17 protein-coding genes are annotated in these 19548 nt (G+C 39.1%); 3 read left to right on the top strand and 14 right to left on the bottom strand.

Annotated features, from left to right (window positions below; all coding sequences use genetic code 11):
- Window positions 1-48: 48 nt before the first annotated feature.
- The 3 genes from ABFY81_RS06375 to ABFY81_RS06385 form a co-directional block, all read right to left on the bottom strand.
- A complete protein-coding gene (locus tag ABFY81_RS06375; RefSeq protein ID WP_347913349.1) occupies window positions 49-1119 on the bottom strand; it encodes an SIR2 family protein in 1071 nt (356 codons plus the stop codon).
- Between the two features lies 1 nt (window position 1120).
- A complete protein-coding gene (locus ABFY81_RS06380) occupies window positions 1121-2980 on the bottom strand; it encodes a Piwi domain-containing protein (RefSeq protein ID WP_347913350.1) in 1860 nt (619 codons plus the stop codon).
- Between the two features lie 263 nt (window positions 2981-3243).
- Window positions 3244-3690: a hypothetical protein gene (locus ABFY81_RS06385; RefSeq protein WP_347913351.1), complete on the bottom strand. Its 447-nt coding sequence runs from the start codon at window positions 3688-3690 to the stop codon at window positions 3244-3246.
- A 192-nt stretch (window positions 3691-3882) separates the two neighbouring features.
- Here ABFY81_RS06385 and ABFY81_RS06390 point away from each other — a divergent pair, with 192 nt between their 5' ends.
- Entirely contained in the window at window positions 3883-5028 is a 1146-nt protein-coding gene (locus tag ABFY81_RS06390) for an aldose epimerase family protein (RefSeq protein ID WP_347913352.1), read from the top strand.
- A 67-nt stretch (window positions 5029-5095) separates the two neighbouring features.
- On the opposite strand, the gene ABFY81_RS06395 is transcribed toward ABFY81_RS06390, so the two are convergent.
- Window positions 5096-6316, bottom strand: a complete 1221-nt coding sequence (locus ABFY81_RS06395; protein ID WP_288420650.1) for an MFS transporter — start codon at window positions 6314-6316, stop codon at window positions 5096-5098.
- A gap of 106 nt (window positions 6317-6422) precedes the next feature.
- Between ABFY81_RS06395 and ABFY81_RS06400 the strand changes: the two genes are divergently transcribed.
- Window positions 6423-7211, top strand: coding sequence for a helix-turn-helix transcriptional regulator (locus ABFY81_RS06400; protein WP_288420649.1), 789 nt, complete (start codon window positions 6423-6425; stop codon window positions 7209-7211).
- Here the strand turns inward: ABFY81_RS06400 and ABFY81_RS06405 are convergent.
- Entirely contained in the window at window positions 7178-8500 is a 1323-nt protein-coding gene (locus ABFY81_RS06405) for a glutaminase (protein ID WP_191110181.1), read from the bottom strand. The genes ABFY81_RS06400 and ABFY81_RS06405 overlap by 34 nt on opposite strands.
- Before the next feature lie 178 nt (window positions 8501-8678).
- Window positions 8679-9161 (bottom strand): peptide deformylase, encoded by a 483-nt coding sequence (def, locus tag ABFY81_RS06410; RefSeq protein WP_347913353.1) that lies wholly within the window; start codon window positions 9159-9161, stop codon window positions 8679-8681.
- A 234-nt stretch (window positions 9162-9395) separates the two neighbouring features.
- Between def and ABFY81_RS06415 the strand changes: the two genes are divergently transcribed.
- Window positions 9396-10694, top strand: a complete 1299-nt coding sequence (locus ABFY81_RS06415) for an MFS transporter (RefSeq protein WP_347913354.1) — start codon at window positions 9396-9398, stop codon at window positions 10692-10694.
- A gap of 62 nt (window positions 10695-10756) precedes the next feature.
- On the opposite strand, the gene ABFY81_RS06420 is transcribed toward ABFY81_RS06415, so the two are convergent.
- From ABFY81_RS06420 to ABFY81_RS06455, 8 genes are all read right to left on the bottom strand, one after another.
- Window positions 10757-11953, bottom strand: coding sequence for a hypothetical protein (locus ABFY81_RS06420; RefSeq protein ID WP_198071504.1), 1197 nt, complete (start codon window positions 11951-11953; stop codon window positions 10757-10759).
- A gap of 155 nt (window positions 11954-12108) precedes the next feature.
- Entirely contained in the window at window positions 12109-13749 is a 1641-nt protein-coding gene (locus ABFY81_RS06425; RefSeq protein WP_347913355.1) for a thiamine pyrophosphate-binding protein, read from the bottom strand.
- 38 nt (window positions 13750-13787) lie between these two features.
- Window positions 13788-15254: an aldehyde dehydrogenase gene (locus ABFY81_RS06430; RefSeq protein ID WP_005803007.1), complete on the bottom strand. Its 1467-nt coding sequence runs from the start codon at window positions 15252-15254 to the stop codon at window positions 13788-13790.
- Between the two features lie 13 nt (window positions 15255-15267).
- On the bottom strand, window positions 15268-16059 hold the full coding sequence (locus ABFY81_RS06435) for an aspartate dehydrogenase (protein WP_000735782.1): 792 nt from the start codon (window positions 16057-16059) through the stop codon (window positions 15268-15270).
- Between the two features lie 15 nt (window positions 16060-16074).
- Complete coding sequence (locus ABFY81_RS06440; protein WP_000009973.1) at window positions 16075-16869, bottom strand: SDR family oxidoreductase; 795 nt, start codon at window positions 16867-16869, stop codon at window positions 16075-16077.
- Window positions 16870-16884: 15 nt separating this feature from the next.
- Window positions 16885-17709 carry an alpha/beta hydrolase gene (locus ABFY81_RS06445; protein WP_347913356.1) on the bottom strand — a complete coding sequence of 275 codons (825 nt, stop codon included), beginning with the start codon at window positions 17707-17709 and terminating at the stop codon, window positions 16885-16887.
- A 36-nt stretch (window positions 17710-17745) separates the two neighbouring features.
- Window positions 17746-18267 carry a cupin domain-containing protein gene (locus ABFY81_RS06450; protein WP_019456955.1) on the bottom strand — a complete coding sequence of 174 codons (522 nt, stop codon included), beginning with the start codon at window positions 18265-18267 and terminating at the stop codon, window positions 17746-17748.
- Between the two features lie 23 nt (window positions 18268-18290).
- Complete coding sequence (locus ABFY81_RS06455; RefSeq protein ID WP_347913357.1) at window positions 18291-19514, bottom strand: MFS transporter; 1224 nt, start codon at window positions 19512-19514, stop codon at window positions 18291-18293.
- Between the last annotated feature and the right edge of the window lie 34 nt (window positions 19515-19548).

Raw genomic sequence — 19548 nt, forward strand, 5'->3', positions numbered from 1 at the left:
TTTATATTGATTCCCTCAAACTCAAGGGAATCAATATACTAAATGAGTTCAAAATGGTAAATCTGGGTCTTCTTGATAATACTGATTAAAGAAATCCAAATTTAAATTCTCAAGAAAATTTTTAGCAAACTCATTAACAAAAATTAATCTATTATCTTCAATATTTTCCGTTAAGAATTTTTCTCTAACTGTTCTCTCATATAATTTTTCCTCATTATCAGGCGCAATTATTATTAATTTTATCAACTTCCTTTGTAAAAGAGATTGCTGTATCAATCGATTTATGTGGTCATCACTAAAACTATATCCTATTATGACAATGAATCTTAAATTCTCATGTAATGAGTATTTTCTTAACTCATATAGATTAAATAGATATGGATCCAAAGATCTAAGTTTGACAGCTGTACCAAAAATTACCTGTGGATCATCTTTAATAGGTGTTTCTGAATACTTAGGCAATCCTGAATCTTGTTTTTCCCAGTCGATAGAACCATGAAGTTTATATAAATATGCATCAGGTATTTCATTATCAGGTAAATCATCGAACCGAAGTGAAGACCACTCATATGTTTCTGGAGAGATTCCAGTTTCAATTCTCATATCAGAGATGCGAAACGCTTTTTCTACACATATATCATAATTCAAACTAAAAATACGAATTGAAGTATTAATATCTGTAGCAAGTCGGCCTATGTTTGAAAAATATTTTGATTTTCTATAATCATTTAAAGTAATCCATGAAAATAAAAGTTCTCTAATTTTTACATCTAATTTTCTTACATTTTCAAAATCTGCACCCGAGGTTTTTAAAAAATGTTGAGACCATGTACCAATATATGGATAAAGAATATTATCTTCTTGTAAATTAAGTGCCTCAATAACATTAAGTATTTCTTCAATACTTACAGAAACATTAGGTGAATAACACTTCAAACCTCTCTGAAAAATTATAGCGCTTTTAAAATATGAATAGAGTTTTTTGAGTTCATTATCATTTTTAATCCTATCTTCAAAGTCAGACACCATTTTATAGGCTGTAGGAATACCTGCATCAATACTACTTCCAGCACCTAAAATAAAAAGCAATGTATTATCTTTAAAGTAATCTTTATTCATATTATAAAAACCATGGACTAGAAACTTTCGAAGTTGGTAATTCTTGCAATTTTTTTAACAAACCACTTTCATGTACATAATAAATAAAGTTTGCAATATCTTTAGAATACACAAGTGTAATCGGTAATGAGTTTGTTTTAAAACCATGCCAGTTTGCACTTGAAAGTTTAAAGATATCCTCTAAAAGATTTTTTACAATTACATCTTTAGGACTGTGCAGTATCTCGATGTCAATTGGTTTTGAAGGCCTATTACTATAAATATTTTCATTACAATGCCCATCTGTCCACAATAAGAATTTTCTAGCATTTAACTTTATACATACACCTTTAGCAACTACACAATCATTCCTCTCTGAGAAACCTATATATTTAGAAGATTTATTTAGTTTCAAAATTACTAAATCCGCACGATCATTAAAGATATTTTTGATAATGTCACTTAATATTCTCATATCAGAGTTACTAATTTTATTAGTAAGATGAAAAACTACTTGCTTGTAATTACTAAGGTTTGAGGATTTCTTCAATTCAGTTAAATTTTTCTCTATATCACTGAAATAATTATTTTTTATTTCAGAATGGGCGAGTGTCATGGATGAGCTAAAAATACCAGATGAATCTGTACACATAGCAAATGCATGAAAAATTGTTTTTTCCTCATTTAGTCTCTTATGACTAGTACCAATACCAATAATTAGACTTTCTTTTTCATCAGATCTATTAGTAACACTCCATGGTATTCCATTTGCTTTACAAAAGATCTGTAAAGCAACATTGGAAATACTATATTTTAAAGTATTTTCATTAGAAAGCTTATCACTATATAAAAATTGTGATCCAGCATCATACTTTAAACAAAGTAACTTAATTGCAGTATAAAATTGACTAGATATATACTCTTCTCTACCATGTAAACAAATTACTAAAAAAGCATTTTTATCTTTTTTAAGAATTTCCTGCTCTATATTTTTCAAATTTCCGAGGAGATTACCTTTCAACTCGTATTTTTTCACATTCCCCTTATCAATACTCATATTAAAAAAATCCTTCATTCCTGAAAAATAATTTTTAAATAATGCTCCAGCTAAAGCCTTATATACATTTCTAGCAAAAAAAACATTCCTTTCATCAAACAAAAAGTAAAAGTTTTTATTGTCTGCAAATTTTATTTTTTCTGGATATTTTCGTATTAAGTCTAAATTAGACAACAACTCAACTTGACCATTTGAATAAAAGCATTTATTCAATAAAGAATATTTTTTCACGTACCATTTCTTTACTATTTTAATATCTATTTTTTCTAAAATTTTATCGATATAATTTTTAAAATTCCTCTCTATAAACTCTCTTATATTTTTATTTTTAAACCCATTAACCTTACCATCGGGGGTTAGTGAGAAAGATAGTTTTTGAATCTGTTTGTAATCAGTATATGAATCAGATTTATTAAAATGAAAATCTATTAAAAATCCTATTTTATTATCCACTTCTATATATTCAGGCTGTATAGTAATTTCTTGATCCCCTGCTATATTTGAATTAGTTTTTATAAAAAATTTAAGCTTATTTTTTTCAAATTTTTCGTATCGATCATAGAAATAAGTTAGTCTAATTAATTGTGATATATACCACAAAGTTAGATAAGGACTTTCTAAACTTGATATAGTTTTTTCCTCAAAATTAGCGTGCTTTTCCATCACAACTTCATAGAGTTTTTTTTGATCAGATATAGATAAATTTACTAACCTAGAATTTTCAACTGTCAATTTTTTTTCATCTTTATCATTTACTTCTCTTACAAAAAGATTTAATTCAAAATTTTGTTTTTCTAGCTCAAAAAAATTAATTTCTATATCCATATTAACGTTATTTTAAAGTTAGTAATTAATAAAAATTATGCACATTTCTTAATCAATTACAACTTTCTAAACAATTATTTATTAATATCTTTTTCTCATTCGTAAACTTAAATTTTAAGCTTAAAAAATCTCCCAGTCCTTAGGATCGAGAAATTTCAATGAGTCTACTGCAAGACTCTCTACTTCATGTAGACATTCCTTTAAATCTAACTTAGCCAGCCTTCTCTTTAACAGTCTCATTACCAGATTAACAAAGTGATTTTTTAAAAGATCTTAATTTCCTCAACTCTTAAGTGATGCATCATTTCTCGAACAAATACAAAGTAGGTAAAAACATAAAGCTGATCTGGAGCCACTTGGCTTGTGTAGTAGCTCAAACGCTCAATAAAATCATTGAATCCATGCTCAAGCTCGATACGGCTGATTTGCTTTTTTGCACTAAAAAATAACTCACTCAGTTGTGTCATGGCTGCATCAGACGTAACGGCTAAACCACTTATCTTTAGATTTCTGAGTAGCTGTGACTCGATGATTTCTTCAATAAAATAAATCATCTTTTCGATAGCCAGCTCATCAATAACACCATGACTCATACTTTTTGCATCAACAAAACTCAAGCCCTGCTCAATTCGAATGTGCTGTTTGCCTATTTCGAATGACAAGCCATTAAGACCAAGCGAAAATTTTAAAACCGAGTCGGGATGATTCATAAAAATAGCTTACCGTTGAATTTTACTAATCGAGTTATTTTGTTCATAGCCTTAAGCTGTGTGAGTTAGTTCAATACTTAGCATTAACTACTCGATTATTATTAACACTATATATAATAAAAACCTCTTTAAAAAGATGAAAAATCAATCTTATATTCATCCAGTCCAATTATTAAAAAATAGAGTATAAGCATGAAAAAATTAGTAATTTTAGGTATTACGATTTATAGCTTTGCACAACTTACCAATGCAGCCACATTAAATGTAAAACCATATGGTACGACTCAAAACGGCCAAAAAGTTGATTTATACACCATGAGCAATAACAAAGGAGTCTCAGTTTCTTTTATTAGTTATGGTGGTGTAATTACCCAGATTTTGACTCCCGATGCACATGGTAAACAAAATAATATTGTTTTAGGCTTCGATGACCTAAAAGGCTATGAAGTCACTGATACCAAGGAAGGCATTCATTTTGGTGGGTTAATTGGCCGTTATGCGAACCGTATTGGTAATGCTAAATTTAGCTTAGATGGAAAAACGTATAATCTTGAAAAAAATAATGGGCCGAATTCATTACATAGCGGGAATCCTGGTTTTGATAAACGTGTTTGGCAAGTTAAGCCCCTCGTTTCCAAAGGTGAAACCGTTAAAGCTTCTCTGAAGTTAACCAGTCCAAATGGTGATCAAGGTTTTCCTGGGAAATTAGATGTGGAAGTAATTTACAGTCTTTCAGATCAAAATGAATTCAAGATTGAATATAAAGCCAAAACTGATCAGCCTACAGTCGTCAACCTCACCAACCACAGTTATTTCAACTTATCAGGCGCTGGCAACAACCCTTATGGTGTGCTAGATCATGTTGTACAACTCAATGCAGACCGTGTATTGGTAACCGATCAAAACTCATTACCAACAGGTGAAATTGCTTCAGTTGCAGGTACGCCTTTTGATTTTCGAACGCCTAAAGCAATTGTGAAAGATATTCGAGCGAATCATCAGCAATTGGCCTATGGATATGGCTATGACCAAACTTGGGTACTTAATCAAAAGTCTCAAGGAAAGTTAAATCTTGCAGCTCATGTTTTTGACCCAAAATCTAAACGGACACTGCAAGTCTTGACTACTGAACCAAGCGTTCAAATGTATACAGCCAATCATTTACTAGGGAATGTTGCTGGTGCAAATGGCGTACTCTATCGACAAGCAGATGCGCTAGCATTAGAAACACAGCATTTTCCAGATAGCCCGAATCAACCATCCTTCCCTTCTACACGTTTGAATCCAAATCAAACTTATAACAGTGTCACCGTATTTAAATTTGGTATTCAGAAATAGTCTTTTTAATTGGAACTATATTTATCTAAAAAAACTCTCAGCCGAATATGACTGAGAGTCTTTTCATTTATTTAACTTTTGTGTTGGGTAAAAATGCAGTTGCAAATCCAAGTAATGGCAAGAATGAACATAAACCAAATACCCATTCAATGCCGTTAATATCAGCTAAATGCCCTAACCCAGCTGCGGCAATACCACTTACCCCAAACATAAGACCAAACATTAAACCGGCAATCATACCCACACGGCCCGGAACAGCTTCTTGCGCATACACTACCATCGCTGCAAAGGCCGATGACAACACCAAACCTGCAATAATTGAGAAAACTGTTGTCCAGAATAAGTTTGCATACGGCATCATTAATGCGAACGGCGCCATACCAACAAATGAAACCCAGATCACCGCTTTACGGCCAATTTTGTCACCAATTGGGCCACCTGCAAATGTACCTAAAGCAACGGCTGCCAAAAAGGCAAACAAATGCAACTGAGCGGTCTGAATACTAATATGGAACTTTTGAATCAAGTAAAAGGTAAAGTAGTTACTAATGCTCGCAATGTAGGTAAATTTAGCAAACATCAACACACTAATTGTGCTCAAAGCAATAATGAGCTTACGGCCATGCAATTTACTCTGTGCTTGAGTAACACGTGCAACCACCTGACTTTTTGCATTACTTACCGTCCAGCGGCTTACACCAAATAAAACCCAAATTGCCAAAAGTGCAAATATCACCAAACCCGCAACTGCATGCTGCCCAAATGGAACAATCAATAATGCTGCTAATAATGGGCCAATGGCTGTACCCGTGTTTCCGCCCACCTGAAAAGTCGACTGTGCCGTACCAAAGCGCCCACCCGATGCCATTCGCGCCACCCGTGAAGCTTCAGGATGAAATGTTGCAGACCCGACCCCTATTAGCGCCGACGCACATAACAACACAGCAAAACTAGGTGAAAATGCTAATAAGATAATGCCGCAGAATGTGACGACCATTCCGAGCGGAAGAAGATAGGGTTTTGGATGTTTATCGGTATAAAGTCCAATCCAAGGCTGGAGCAGTGAACCTGTAATTTGATATACAAACGAAATCAGGCCAACCTCCGCAAAACTCAGCGAAAAGTTTGCTTTTAGCATTGGATAAATAGCGGGTAGCACTGCTTGAATTAAATCATTCAGTAAATGTGCGACTGCCACAGCGCCTACAATTTTAATAATCATTCCTTGAGGCTGATCATTTGCAACGGTATTGGCAATACCATCTTTCAATTGTATTGAAGACGTCATACCTGAAAAACTCCAATATTTTTAAATGAGATGCTTATTGTAAATTGTCGCTTACAAAGTTATCTTCCAATAATCATCGTATAAGTGACAATTTTTAGGATAGTTTATGTCCGATTCTCTTATTCAGTCTGATTTGTCTGAACTTGTGATTGGGCTATCTTCTGAGCATTCTTACCGAGAAATCACACCTACCCATACGCATACACGTGCGCAGTTTTTATATGCGTCCACTGGCAACATTCAGGTGTTTACACCTAATCATGTGTGGATTGTGCCACCCATGTGTGCCTTATGGATTCCTGCTCATGTCGAGCACAGTGTGATTTCACTGAGTCACGTAAAGTTAAATACGGCGTTGGTTGAAGTAAATGCAGCCGCTCTAATGGGTCAGCATTGCTTTATTATTCGGGTAAGCAACCTTCTACATGAACTTTTGATTCGTTTAAATGAAATTGAGCGAGAAGACACGCCAAATACGGCGACGTCTCAAGAGCTTTCCCGTTCTTTACAAATTTTGATTTTTGAAGAAATTCATCGGGCCAATTTATTGCCTATTCAGATTCCATGGCCGAAAGACAAACGACTCTTAAAAATTTGCCAAGAGTTATTACATACTCCTGATCATTCAAAAGATTTGACAGATTGGGCTGATGAGATTGGTGCGAGTTCTAGAACCCTAATGCGCATGTTCCAAAAAGAAACTGGACTGTCTTATCGGGCATGGGTCCAGCAAATGCATATTGCACTTGCCTTAAGTAAAATCGCGAATGGTGAATCTATTGCTCAAATTTCAGAATCACTGGGGTATACAAACCCCAGCGCGTTCAGTGCAATGTTTAAGCGACATCTAGGAAAAACACCTCAGCAGTTTAGAAGTGCCGCGATGTCGCTATAAGTCTTTTTTTTTGCAGGTAGGTCATGCTTTTCGAGCAAATCATCAAAATCATGATAGACATGAAGCTCACGATCTTTACCAGTTCTGGCATGGTCTAAGCGCTGTTCAGGGTCGACTAAAACAAGCGTATGTCCATCATCAATCAGACGATCAACACCTTCTAAGAACATACGTTTACCCACATCGTGGATAAGTGAAATCTGGGTTAAATCAATGACGATTGTGCTTTGGTCAGTTGTCTCGTCTTGTAAAATGCGCAACAACATTTCAGCTTCAGTAAATTTCAATACACCGCGAAGCACATATACACTTAATGAAGCATCTTTTCCTGTGCGGTAATGACTTTGTACAATCGTTTGTGCAGAAGGTGTACCTTCCATGAGGTGTAATCCCATGTCACGAGATAGTCGCTCTAAAATATCGATGCCTCGAATACTATGCCCATGCTCATCTAAACGAGGTGAAAAAGCAGCAATACTGACCTGACCCGGCAGCACACCTAAAATACCGCCTGCTACACCACTCTTAGCAGGAATACCTACAGTCGACAGCCAGTCACCTGCGGCATCATACATACCACAGCTCATCATGACACTGAGTACTTGTCTAACCACAGATCGGTTCAATAAGCGCTTTCCAGTTTTAGGGTCGACCCCACCATTGGCAAGTACACTGCCCATACGTACCAAATCTTTAACTGTAACCATAATCGCACATTGGCGAATATAGCCATTCACGATATCTACAGGGTCAGTTTCCAAAATTCCGACAGTTCGCAACATATAACCGATCGAAAGATTACGGTAGGCTGTTTTGACTTCCGAATCATAAACAGACTCATCAAAACTTAATTCGCGGCCTGCAAGCTCGCTCATAAAACGGCGTAGAATTTCTGCGCTATGTAAACCATGCTTGACCTGAATCAAGGAATGTACAGTAATTGCGCCAGAGTTAATCATCGGGTTTTTCGGGCGTCCGTCTTTACCCAATGAAATTTCATTGAAGGCTTCCCCCGAAGGCTCTACCCCTACTTTCGCAAGTACTGCATCAATGCCAAGTTGTTGTAAAACATAAGCATATACAAAAGGTTTAGAAATCGACTGTATGGTGAACTCGACATCATCATCACCAACCGAATAAATTTCGCCATCTACCGTAGACATTGCTAAAGCTAATCGATCTGGGTTTGCATTTGCCAACTCAGGAATATAATCGGCGAGATGACCACTGTTGTCGATGTCACAGGCTTCTATAACATTTGCCAAATATTCTGGGAGAGGGGTTTTCATGGTCAGTAACCTTAAATGAGGAGATTCACAACATAGCGCAAAATTTCAGCACAACCTGCTGATAATATTAAAATTATATCTTTTGTAATGATTTAAATATCACGCTATAAGTATTGTAATTGCTATGTCTTATTCATTTCAAGCTCATTATAGATTTTTCAAAACTTTAAACTGAAGATTAGCTTATTCTTTCTACAAATAAGATTCCATTTAAATGATCCACTTCATGTTGAACAATGCGAGCTGGGAAACCATGAAAAATTGTTTCAACCATCTCCCCTTTGAGTGTTAGATATTTAACCTTAACCATTTCTGCACGTTCGACCTGTCCACGCTCATCAGGCACACTTAAACAACCTTCTTCACCCAAAAGTGTTTCATTCGAAAATTCTAAAATTTCAGGATTTACCATCACCACAGCATCCATTTCAGGCGCATCTGGATAGCGTGGATTTGGTCGCGATGCCACAATAATGACGCGTTTAGAGATATAAACTTGCGGTGCAGCAATCCCTACCCCATTACGCTCAAGCATGGTTGCTTGCATAGCAGCAGCAAGCTGATAAAGCCAATCACTGTTTAGTTCATTTGCCGAGACAGGAGCCGCAATCAGTTTTAAGATATCTTCACCACGCTTTGCGACTGGTAAAACTACACTCATCCTTTGAATCTCTCATTAAGCTCGATATGACAAGTTTTATTGTGTCGCTGAATAGCCCAAAAGAAAAGTCATTCCTACATCTGTTTTTGTTTCATCTAATACATTTTTTGTTTTAAAGCTTTTTTATTTGAGTAATGAAAATCTAACCTTCTTGATAGAACAAATTTCCTCCATTTACTTTTACTTCACTTTTCCATTAATATCCAAACTTCAATTACAACAATTAAGTAAAAAATGGATCAGGACTTAACTTTGCAGGATGCGAACTATCTTAATAAAGAAGATAAACGAACGCTGGCCCTTTCTTCATTGGGCGGTGCTTTAGAATTTTACGATTTCGTGATTTATGTCTTTTACGCCAAAATCATTTCTGACCTGTTTTTCCCAAGTACGCTTAGTCCTTTTTGGGCCATGCTTAACACTTACGGTATTTTCGCAGCAGGTTACTTTTTTAGGCCTTTGGGTGGGGTTGTCATGGCCCATTTTGGTGATCTGGTCGGGCGCAAAAAACTATTTTCGCTTTCTATTTTGCTGATGGCGCTGCCTACCCTGTTTATTGGGATATTGCCCACCTTTGAAAATATTGGATATTTGGCACCGCTACTTTTATTACTTATGCGTGTGGTACAAGGGATTGCGATTGGGGGGGAAATTCCAGCTGCATGGACCTTTGTGTCAGAACATGTACCCGAAAGAAAAATCGGACTGGCAAATGGTTTACTTACCGCTGGTCTGTCTTTAGGAATTTTACTAGGCGCACTCATGTCTTTATGGATTTCACTGAATTTTAGTGAAGGACAAATCCATGACTGGGCTTGGCGTATACCCTTTATTGCAGGCGGTATTTTTGGTCTAGTCGCACTTTATTTACGGACTTATTTAAAAGAAACGCCTGTGTTTAAAGCTATGCAGGCTCGTAAAGAAATTTCCAAAGAAATGCCAGTCAAGCAAGTGTTAAAAACGCATAAAACAGCCGTTGCCATTGGCATGTTATTTACATGGTTTTTAACGGGCTGTGTGGTGGTGGTCATTTTAGCCATGCCAAATTTATTGATTGGTTCATTTGGCTTTGAGCGCGCCCAAACTTTTGAAATGCAAAGTGCAGCAATTGTTATGCAAATGGTCGGCTGTATCTTGGCTGGCTATTTTGCTGACCGTTTTGGCTGTGGCAAAGTCATGATGGTCGGTACACTTGCCGTAGCACTCACAGCAGCAGTTTTTTATAACAGTTTAGGACATGCCGCACATTCAACCATTTTTGGTTTATATATGTTGTTGGGTCTATGCTCAGGTACTGTCGGCATGGTATCGAGCAGTATGGTTAAAATGTTCCCCGCGCCTGTGCGTTTCTCGGGCATTTCATTTTCTTATAATTTGTCATATGCGATTGTTGGCGGTATGACACTGCCTCTCGTTCATTGGCTCAGTCAATATAGTGATATTGGTGCGGTGTATTATATTTTCGCGCTGACTATTTTGGCCTTTGTGACTGCTTTTGTATTTTGGAATAAGTTTGAAAAAAACAGGTATTAAACGCTTTAACTTATTAAATAAAAAAACCACGCCGATTGCGTGGTTTTTTAATGCTACTTACTTTAGAAAGTAAAGCCGATATTAAAGTTAATACGGTATAGCCATTTATCGCTATTTGGCGAGGTTGCAGAGGTATAACCTGTTGAGTTAGTCGAACCACCAATAATATTGGAGTTTTTACCCCACGTATAATCTGCCCAAACCATAAAGGGTGAAGCAATAAACATCATACCTGTGGTATTCATTTGCGAATCTGACCAATCATCACGTTTTTTATCAAGGTAACTATAGTCATTATAAAACTTGATGGCTTTTAGCTTGCCCATATTGGTCACAGGCAAGGTATAGGCAAGGTTTAAACTGGCAATCGTCCCTTCCGAAGCAATGAAATAAGCAGGTGTAAAGCCATTATTGCCCATTAAGGTCATGTCACTATTTACACCATCCGGATTTTTCGCATCGTATTGATAGTGAATAACCGAACTTTGTAAATTAAAGCGATTGTAATTATTTTCAGTATGCAAACCGACTGCATAATATTTGCCGTCTTTATCAGTCACTTTGTTATGTAGTTGTGCAATTGCACCAGAAACACCAAACTCTTGCTTACCAAAATCGGTCTCTAACTTACGTACAATACGGGTATTCACCTGATTGCGTTTTTCATTTTGATAGGCTTTTTGAGATGGAAATGCATTTCCTGCCAAGTCATCATAAGTTGCACTATCAGGTGAATAACGTAAGTTGGTCTCTAACATTTGTGGGTAATAACCGAGTTTTACATCCCAGTCTTTGTCGTGATAATTCCAGTTAAGTCCTGGTGCAATATTATTGCCATAACCTAAAAAGAATGGAATGTGGTAAGTCCAACCATTTTGCGGATAGGGATAAATCGTGAAAGGTTTATAAACCAAACCTGCTTCAATGCTGTTATTGGCATTTAAGTTATAACCCACATAGGCTTTTTCAATAGCAGTTTTCTGTTGATCTTGAAACAGATAGCTGGCATTGATGTAAGCATCATCAAACTTACCTTTCAGATCAACCCTGAACACGTCGAAATAGAGCTTACCAAAACCACGGTTTGGTCCTTCCCAATCTTCATAACGTTGATTTAACCGAACCACCCCACCCAACTTTAATGACTCAGTTCCATCATCACTTTTCCACTCAAGTAATGAATCTTTTGCAAAAGCATTGACGCTTACCCCCAGCGTAACCGGTGCAATGAATGCCATGATCAATGAAGTCTTTTTCATCTCTACATCCTTTATTGAGTTCCAGCGTCCTGCTGGAACTTTATTTGTTTTACCTGTAAAACTTAGTTTTTATTGTTTTTTAGACAAAAAAATTTATCTAAAAAAAGGATGGCTTAGCAGCTCCCATCGCATATGTACTAAACCATCCAAACTGGTTAATACAGTTTCTTTTGCGGTGGACCCGCGAAGTTTAATGGTCCAATCGAGTTCATATCCAGCTCAATCACGGTTGGCCCTTCAAAAGCGACAGCCTCTTGAATAACCGTTTTAAACTCATCTGCACTACCTACTTTCCAGCTTTTCACACCCATTGATTCGCCAAGAAGTTTGTAGTCAGGCGTATGCAGTTCATTGAAATACTGGCGACCACCGAAATAATTATTTTGAATGCCACGCATTACGCCATAACCACCATCATTCATAATCATTAAGATCATATTGGTCTTTTCTTGCACCATGGTTGCAATCTCACCAATACCAAGCATTAAGCCGCCATCGCCGACTAAACCAATCACTTTTTTGTCAGGGTTAGCAATTGAAGCGCCGATTGCTGTTGCAAGGCCTAACCCAATTGCACCCGCAAGTGAGTGGATGTTTTGGTTTGGTGCTTGTACAGGGAATAAACGACTACCCCATGTACTACCCGACATGGTGATGTCACGTACAAAAATACCGTCTTGAGGTAAAGCTGCACGTAAGTGATCACAAATTAAAGCGTACTGATCGATTTGTTTACGCAGTGCATCAATTGCAGCCTGCTTAGCAGCTACTACAGCAGCATCGTAGTCAGCATCAACTTTTGAAATGCCTTGAAGCTGTTCTAACACACGTGTTAAGACATCTTTGGCATCGCCACAAATGAAGTTGCGAATTTTGTAATTACGTTGCTGAGCCACTGGGTTGGCATCTACCTGAATAATATTTTCAGGGAATTCAACCGAATAGGTTTTAGTTTCATTACTACGTAAACGAGAACCTACGACTACCATTAAGTCAGCATCTTTTAATAACTGCTCAACACCTGCCGAGTTATGGAAAGCACCTAAGCTACGTGGATGATCATCTGCCAACACCCCACGAGCATGAGTCGATGAAACAACCGGAATACCTAAATCTGCAATTGCTTTCACTTCTGCAATACTATTTAAAGTTCCACCGCCAATCCAGAAAATTGGACGTTTTGCTTTTTTGATTTCACTGACAAGAAGATCAATTTCTGCTTGCTCTGCCTGTGGTAACTCAAGCGCTTTGACTGGTCCTAAGTTAAGTGGCAAATCAATTTCTGCTGCCTGCACATCAATCGGCAGCTCAACACTTACTGGTCCCATTGGAACTGTGGTTGCTACACGGATTGCTTCACGTATTACACCAACTGCATTGTCTGGGCTGCTAATACGGAACGCTGCTTTGCTCGATGCACGCAAGAATGTAAGTTGGTCTTTGGTTTCATGGATGAAGCTTGCATCACGGTCGAGATATTCACGCTCAACTTGACCTGTTAAATGCAATACAGGACTACCTGCATTCATTGCTTCAATCAGTGAACCTACCGCGTTACCTGCACCAGCACCTGTACTGGTCAGCGCAACACCTAAGCCTTTAAAGCGTGAGTGTGCATCTGCCATGGTGACTGCACCCGCTTCACCACGGGCTGCGACAAAGCGCATTTTTTCACGGCGCCCTACTGCATCGGCAATCGGTAAATTGTGGATGGAAATAACACCATAAATACTATCAACTTGGTGCGCTTCTAAAACTCTTGCGATTGCTTCGCCTACATTTACACGTTCAGTCATGTCTGTTCCTCAAAATTTGTTTTCAGTCCTTGAATTTATTAATCGCACCAAGGGTTAGGCTGTTCATTCAGCCCCATATAAATACTCTTTTGTTGCATATACGATAAAATGCCCAAACGGCCTTTTTCACGCCCGATACCACTGTCTTTAAAGCCACCAAACGGTGCACTAATCGAGAACTTTTTGTAGGTATTAATCCATACCGTTCCCACTTCTAAGGCACGTGCAATACGCCAAGCTTTGCGATAGCTTTCAGTCCAGATACCTGCAGCAAGGCCAAAACAACTGTCGTTGGCTTGGGCAATTAAATCTTGCTCGTTGTCATATTTCATAACCACTAAAACAGGACCAAAAATTTCTTCCTGACAGGTTTGAGCACTGTTATTTAAGCCCGTAATAATGGTCGGTAAGTAATAGCTCCCTTTGGCATAGTCACCAGCCGTAAGCGCTTCACCACCAATTAGAACCTGACCACCTTCACTTTTAGCAAGCTGCACATAGCGGTCAACTGACTGCAAATGTTTGTCATTAACCAGTGGCCCTAAATGCACACCAGCTTGTTCCGGGTGGCCCACACGTAAGCCTTTGGTTATTTCAACCAAACGCGTTAAAAACTGATCGTAAAGACTGCTATGAATAAACAAGCGAGAACCTGCGATACACGCTTGGCCTGCTGAGCTAAAAATACCGTACGCAACACCTTTAGCAGCAAGTTCTACATCAGCATCTGGTAAAACGATGGTTGGTGACTTTCCACCTAACTCAAGCGAAGTGGTAATGAGTTTATCTGCGGCAATGTGTGCCAAATGACGACCCGTGGTTGTTCCACCTGTAAAAGAGATTTTGCGAACCAATGGATGTTGAGCAATTGCGTCACCAATCACAGAACCGCGACCAACTAACACACTGAGTAAGCCTTTTGGTAAGCCTGCTTCTTCAAAAATTTTGGCAAGCTCTAAAGCAATCAATGAAGTTGCTTCTGCTGGTTTTAACACCACGGCATTTCCTGCTGCCAAAGCTGGAGCAAGCTTTTGAACTTCACTCGCGATTGGAGAGTTCCAAGGTGTAATTGCTGCTACCACGCCGACAGGTTCATGCACACTCATGGTCATAAAGTCTGGAGCACGTTGAGTGGTAAGCTCATCGTTCAACGTTTCACATGCCGCAGCAACATAACGTGCAGTTGCCGCCGCGCTCATCACCAAGCCACGAGTTTCGGTTAAAGGCTTACCATTATCACGTGTTTGTAATTTCGCTAACTCATCTACACGCGCTTCAATAATGTCTGCAACTTTGTAGAGAATACGTGCGCGCTCATGCGGCAAGCTGTTTCTCCAGCTTGGTTGACGCCAAGCCTGATCTGCTTTCTCAATTGCTTCATTTACATCTTCAAGCGTTGCTGTTGAAAGCTCAGCGTTTACCGACTGATCTGCCGGAAACAGGCTTTGAATGACTGCACCACGACCTAATCGCCATTCACCTGCAATATAAATTTCCTTCGCCATGATCAAATCCTTCTTAAATCTGTATTGCTTCTACACTGTTGCGACAAGCACGAATCACGCTAAGCGCAGCCAAAGTTGATGTTTTTGGATTACTTGGTAACGGCACGCCCACCAGTTCAATGGTCATTTGTCCAAAGCCACCTTCTGCCACAATGGTGTGTTTGTTTTTGTTGATGGTTGGATCAACAGTTAACTCAACCATGGTTTCATCCATTCCAAGCCCTGCAAGTGCAATCGTTGCTGCAACGTTGGCATTGGCCGGAAATTTCATGGCAGCTTCACGCGCAGTTCCTGTAAAAAAGACCGTAGGTTCTGAAACATGGTCTAAATCGACCAATTGCTCTGCATAACTGCCCTTCCAGCTTTTTGGACTTTTACAACCTTTATAAGTGACCTTTTGCAAGCCACCTTCTTTAGCAGCAGAAATACCGTCAATACCTGCGATAGCCCCTGCCAGTAAATGCAGATGGGCATCATTTTTTTCGGCAGTTTGCTTAAGCTGAACCAAAAATTCACTATCAGCCAAAGTACCCACCGAAATCAGACCAATGGTCCAGCCTTTCGCTAAAACTTTTTGAGCATGCTCTTTTACTGCTGCTTGACCTGCCACCTCAATGACATAGTCTGGGGTACCATCACATTGCTCAATATCTGAAATCACCTGAATCTCGGAAGAGACTTGTGACTGCACTTTTTCAATGCTGCGAGATGGCACTACAATCCATTTGAGTTGCAGATCTTGAGGCAAGTGGGCATACACTTCTGCTGCCATTGCGCCAAAACCAATCATCATCAACTTTTTCATGACAGCACCTGGTATTTATAAATGTTTGTTAAAACCACCCGAGACATCTATTGCCGAACCTGTGGTGTAAGATGCCAATGGTGATGCCAAGAAAACTAAAGCACGTGCAGGCTCTTCTGGGCGGCCTAAACGCTGCATTGGAATACCGCGATTTTTTGCAATATTGCCGGTCCACTCTTCCCATGACAGATTCAAATCTGAACGGGTTTCATAACGGCGTTTCCACTGCGCAGATTCGACCATTCCAAGTAAAATCGAGTTCACACGAACGCCATATTGAGTAAACTCATGCGCCAATGAATGGGTTAAATTCAACAGCGCAGCACGTGCAGATGAAGTCGCAATCATGTGCGGTTCTGGTTGCAATGCCAGTAACGAGTTCACATTGGTAATTGAGGCATTTGCCGACTGTTTTAAGTCGTCGAGAAAAGCCCGTACCGGATGTAAAACACTGAAATATTTCAGCTCAATTTCTTTCATCCAGTCTTCATCTTGTGTGTTTTCAAAATTTGAAACACGGCCTTGCCCAGCATTGTTAATGAGCATGTCCACATTGCCCAAATTGAGTTTGACCTCTTTGGCAAATTGCTGGACTTCTTCTTTTTTCAACACATTACATGCTTTGGTAAAAATATTGGCATGTGGAAATTTTTCTAAAATATAGTGCTTAGAAGCATTTAAACGTTCTTCATCGCGACCACACCAAGCAACTTTTGCACCCTCTGCAACCAGTATTTCAACAGCAGCCAGCCCAATCCCAGATGAGCCACCGGTAACAACTGCAACTTTTCCTTCAACTTGGAAGCTCATAATCCTTAATCTCTCTTACGATTGTTCCTGAATCGTCAACATAATTTGGTTAAATGCTTGCGGTTGGTCGACATAACTTAAATGCCCTGCATCTTCTATGATGAAGCGCTGTTCCAACTGCAATTCCTGAGCAAGCTCTTGTATACCTAACGCAGGAGTGATTTGATCTTGCTGCCCTGCAATGACTGTGCATGGGACTTTTAAATCGGTTAAATAATTACGTATTTCGTCATATGCGAGTAAGTACGATGCATGGGTGAAACCTTGTAAGGTCAACTGCTGCATCACCTCTGAAACTAAAGCTAAGGCTTGTGGCTCTTGTCTATAAATCAAATGAGGTCCACGGCTTTCGGCCATTCCTTTAGCACCAAGTTCTTTCAACATTTTTGGTCTTTTTTCAAAAACCTGAATTTGTGTTTGTTCATCGTGGCGTTGGTAGCCTTGAGCCAAGTTAGCAACAACTAAGTGCTTCACTCGCTCTGGGTAAAGTGCAGCAAATGCACTCGCCTGTAAGGCACCTAATGAGTGTCCTACCACAATTGCTTTTTCAATTTTTAAAGTATTGAATAACACTGCCAAACGCTTTGCGTAATCGGTAGCATTCGGTTGATCCGTTAAAAGTTCATCTGATTTGCCATAGCCCGGTGCATCCCAGGCAATGACATGAAAATGATGAGACAGCACTTCAAGTTGGTTCACCCATGAAGCAGAACCTGAACTAATGCCATGCAACAGCACAAGGTACTCGCCCTGACCGGCTTCCCGATAGGCTTGCTGCTGGCCTTGAACAGTAACGGTTTTCACCGGAAATTCTGCTAACTTTTCAATGAGTGTCATCATTTTCGATTATTTCCTTTCATTCACTTCATCAAACAATTAACGTTTGATTTGAGACAGCGGATGCTCTGGTGGATAGTTAGGAATGGTTGGTTTACCTGTTCCCAACATCACACACATCAAGGCATCTTCTTGACCTGGGTTAAAAAGACCACGATAGATTCCCGGTGGAATTGAAATCAGGTCACGCTCTTTTAAACGGGTCTCAAATTTTTCGCCGTTGTGCTCAATGAACAAATCAATTTCGCCGCGAAGCATAAAGAACACTTCTTCAACATCGTGGTGAATATGCAAAGGACCTTCACACTGTGCAGGCAAAACCATTGTGGAAAATGTGAAGTTTTCTGCTGGAACAGTGTTACCGTCATTTGCAACACCTGTTGCACCCGTACCCATGTAACGCATTTGTGCACGGCGATACTTCGGATCGTAATCTGCTTGGAACTTCAAAGCATCGAAGTCGTATTTACGTGTCTCAAAGCGAGCAATACGCGTATTTAACCAATCTTCTAAAGAAGCACCCTCTGGTTGTGCCCACGATTCGAATTGTTGTGTAGTCATTTTTTAAACTCCTATACAGTGAATTAATAACGTTTTAAAAGAGGAACCAAGAACAACGACCCAATGACAGCGACAGCAGCCAAGAAGCTAATTCCTAAATTAAAACTATGTGTTTGCATCACGATGTAACCGATAAGAACAGGCGCAATTGCACTTGCAAAATTACCTAAACCGTTAAATATTCCACCCGCAGTCGCCCCTACATTTGAGGTGGTTACTCGGGCAAGCAAAGCAAATACAGCTGCTACTCCAAAACCCCACGCCATCGCACTTAAAGACATGGCAGCAATAATCAATAATGGTTGAGTCATAATGACCATCACATACATGAAGATGCCCGCGAGTAATAAACCGCTAAAGACTTGAATTGCTCGGCGGCCTAACTTGTCAGATAAAAACGCACCGATGATTTCGCCAATTAACATGGCAATGAATGGAAAGCTTGAATACATCCCAAACTCTTTGAGATTGAATCCTTTGTCTTGAATAAGATAAGAAGGAACCCAGCTGTTTAAGCCCCACAAATAAGTCATTAATGCAATGTTAAAGAGGCAAACCAGCCAGAACGCGCTGTTGCTGAGCAGCAATTTAGTATTAGCAATGTGGCCTTTGAAATTGGTACGTTTACTCTCGCCCTCAATTTCGACAGTTTTCTTGAGCTGTAAGTTACGCAAACCAAAAACAATACTGAAAATGGCAATTAGGGTTAGCGCAGCCATCACAAAAAAAGTGGTGTGCCAGTCGTGATGAGCTAAAACATTTGCAGTGATCGGGAAACCAAGGAATGCACCAATCGGTGTACCCAGTAAGAACATAGTAGAAGCACGTGCCTGCTGACGGTCTGTATAAGTCTGCTTAACAATGGTATACGCCAAGGCAAATAACGGACCTTCTGCCAAACCAAGCAGTACACGTAAAATCAACATGCCTGAATAACTGGTGGTGAAGCCCATACAGAACATGAGTAAACCCCATGATGTTACGCTCCAGAACAGCATTTTCTTTGGGTTAAAAATGTCACCCAAGAAGCTTAGAAAAACCGATGAAAAGCCATAAGCAAGCAAGAAACTTGTCATGAGCCATCCAAGCTTGGCCTTATCTTCAGCAATTCCCATTGCAGTTTGAAAATGAGGATCTGAAAATAAAACCGCAATACTAATCTTGTCGAAAAATGCCAGTACCACACACACCATAAGGACAAAAGCAGGCACCCAATGCTTCAATCCACTTTTTTCTTCATTACTCATGCGTCATTCCTTCGATTTGGTAATGAGAACCAGA

The organism is Acinetobacter sp. WA-87 (genome assembly GCF_039938935.1).
In the GTDB taxonomy this organism is placed as follows: Bacteria; Pseudomonadota; Gammaproteobacteria; order Pseudomonadales; family Moraxellaceae; genus Acinetobacter; species Acinetobacter seifertii.

Excerpts from the sequence above, each read along its gene's own strand:
- ABFY81_RS06375 (WP_347913349.1), bottom strand. The coding sequence starts at position 1,119 with ATGAATAAAGATTACTTTAAAGATAATACATTGCTTTTTATTTTAGGT.
- ABFY81_RS06380 (WP_347913350.1), bottom strand. The coding sequence starts at position 2,980 with ATGGATATAGAAATTAATTTTTTTGAGCTAGAAAAACAAAATTTTGAA.
- ABFY81_RS06385 (WP_347913351.1), bottom strand. The coding sequence starts at position 3,690 with ATGAATCATCCCGACTCGGTTTTAAAATTTTCGCTTGGTCTTAATGGC.
- ABFY81_RS06390 (WP_347913352.1), top strand. The coding sequence starts at position 3,883 with ATGAAAAAATTAGTAATTTTAGGTATTACGATTTATAGCTTTGCACAA.
- ABFY81_RS06395 (WP_288420650.1), bottom strand. The coding sequence starts at position 6,316 with ATGACGTCTTCAATACAATTGAAAGATGGTATTGCCAATACCGTTGCA.
- ABFY81_RS06400 (WP_288420649.1), top strand. The coding sequence starts at position 6,423 with ATGTCCGATTCTCTTATTCAGTCTGATTTGTCTGAACTTGTGATTGGG.
- ABFY81_RS06405 (WP_191110181.1), bottom strand. The coding sequence starts at position 8,500 with ATGAAAACCCCTCTCCCAGAATATTTGGCAAATGTTATAGAAGCCTGT.
- def (WP_347913353.1), bottom strand. The coding sequence starts at position 9,161 with ATGAGTGTAGTTTTACCAGTCGCAAAGCGTGGTGAAGATATCTTAAAA.
- ABFY81_RS06415 (WP_347913354.1), top strand. The coding sequence starts at position 9,396 with ATGGATCAGGACTTAACTTTGCAGGATGCGAACTATCTTAATAAAGAA.
- ABFY81_RS06420 (WP_198071504.1), bottom strand. The coding sequence starts at position 11,953 with ATGAAAAAGACTTCATTGATCATGGCATTCATTGCACCGGTTACGCTG.
- ABFY81_RS06425 (WP_347913355.1), bottom strand. The coding sequence starts at position 13,749 with ATGACTGAACGTGTAAATGTAGGCGAAGCAATCGCAAGAGTTTTAGAA.
- ABFY81_RS06430 (WP_005803007.1), bottom strand. The coding sequence starts at position 15,254 with ATGGCGAAGGAAATTTATATTGCAGGTGAATGGCGATTAGGTCGTGGT.
- ABFY81_RS06435 (WP_000735782.1), bottom strand. The coding sequence starts at position 16,059 with ATGAAAAAGTTGATGATGATTGGTTTTGGCGCAATGGCAGCAGAAGTG.
- ABFY81_RS06440 (WP_000009973.1), bottom strand. The coding sequence starts at position 16,869 with ATGAGCTTCCAAGTTGAAGGAAAAGTTGCAGTTGTTACCGGTGGCTCA.
- ABFY81_RS06445 (WP_347913356.1), bottom strand. The coding sequence starts at position 17,709 with ATGATGACACTCATTGAAAAGTTAGCAGAATTTCCGGTGAAAACCGTT.
- ABFY81_RS06450 (WP_019456955.1), bottom strand. The coding sequence starts at position 18,267 with ATGACTACACAACAATTCGAATCGTGGGCACAACCAGAGGGTGCTTCT.
- ABFY81_RS06455 (WP_347913357.1), bottom strand. The coding sequence starts at position 19,514 with ATGAGTAATGAAGAAAAAAGTGGATTGAAGCATTGGGTGCCTGCTTTT.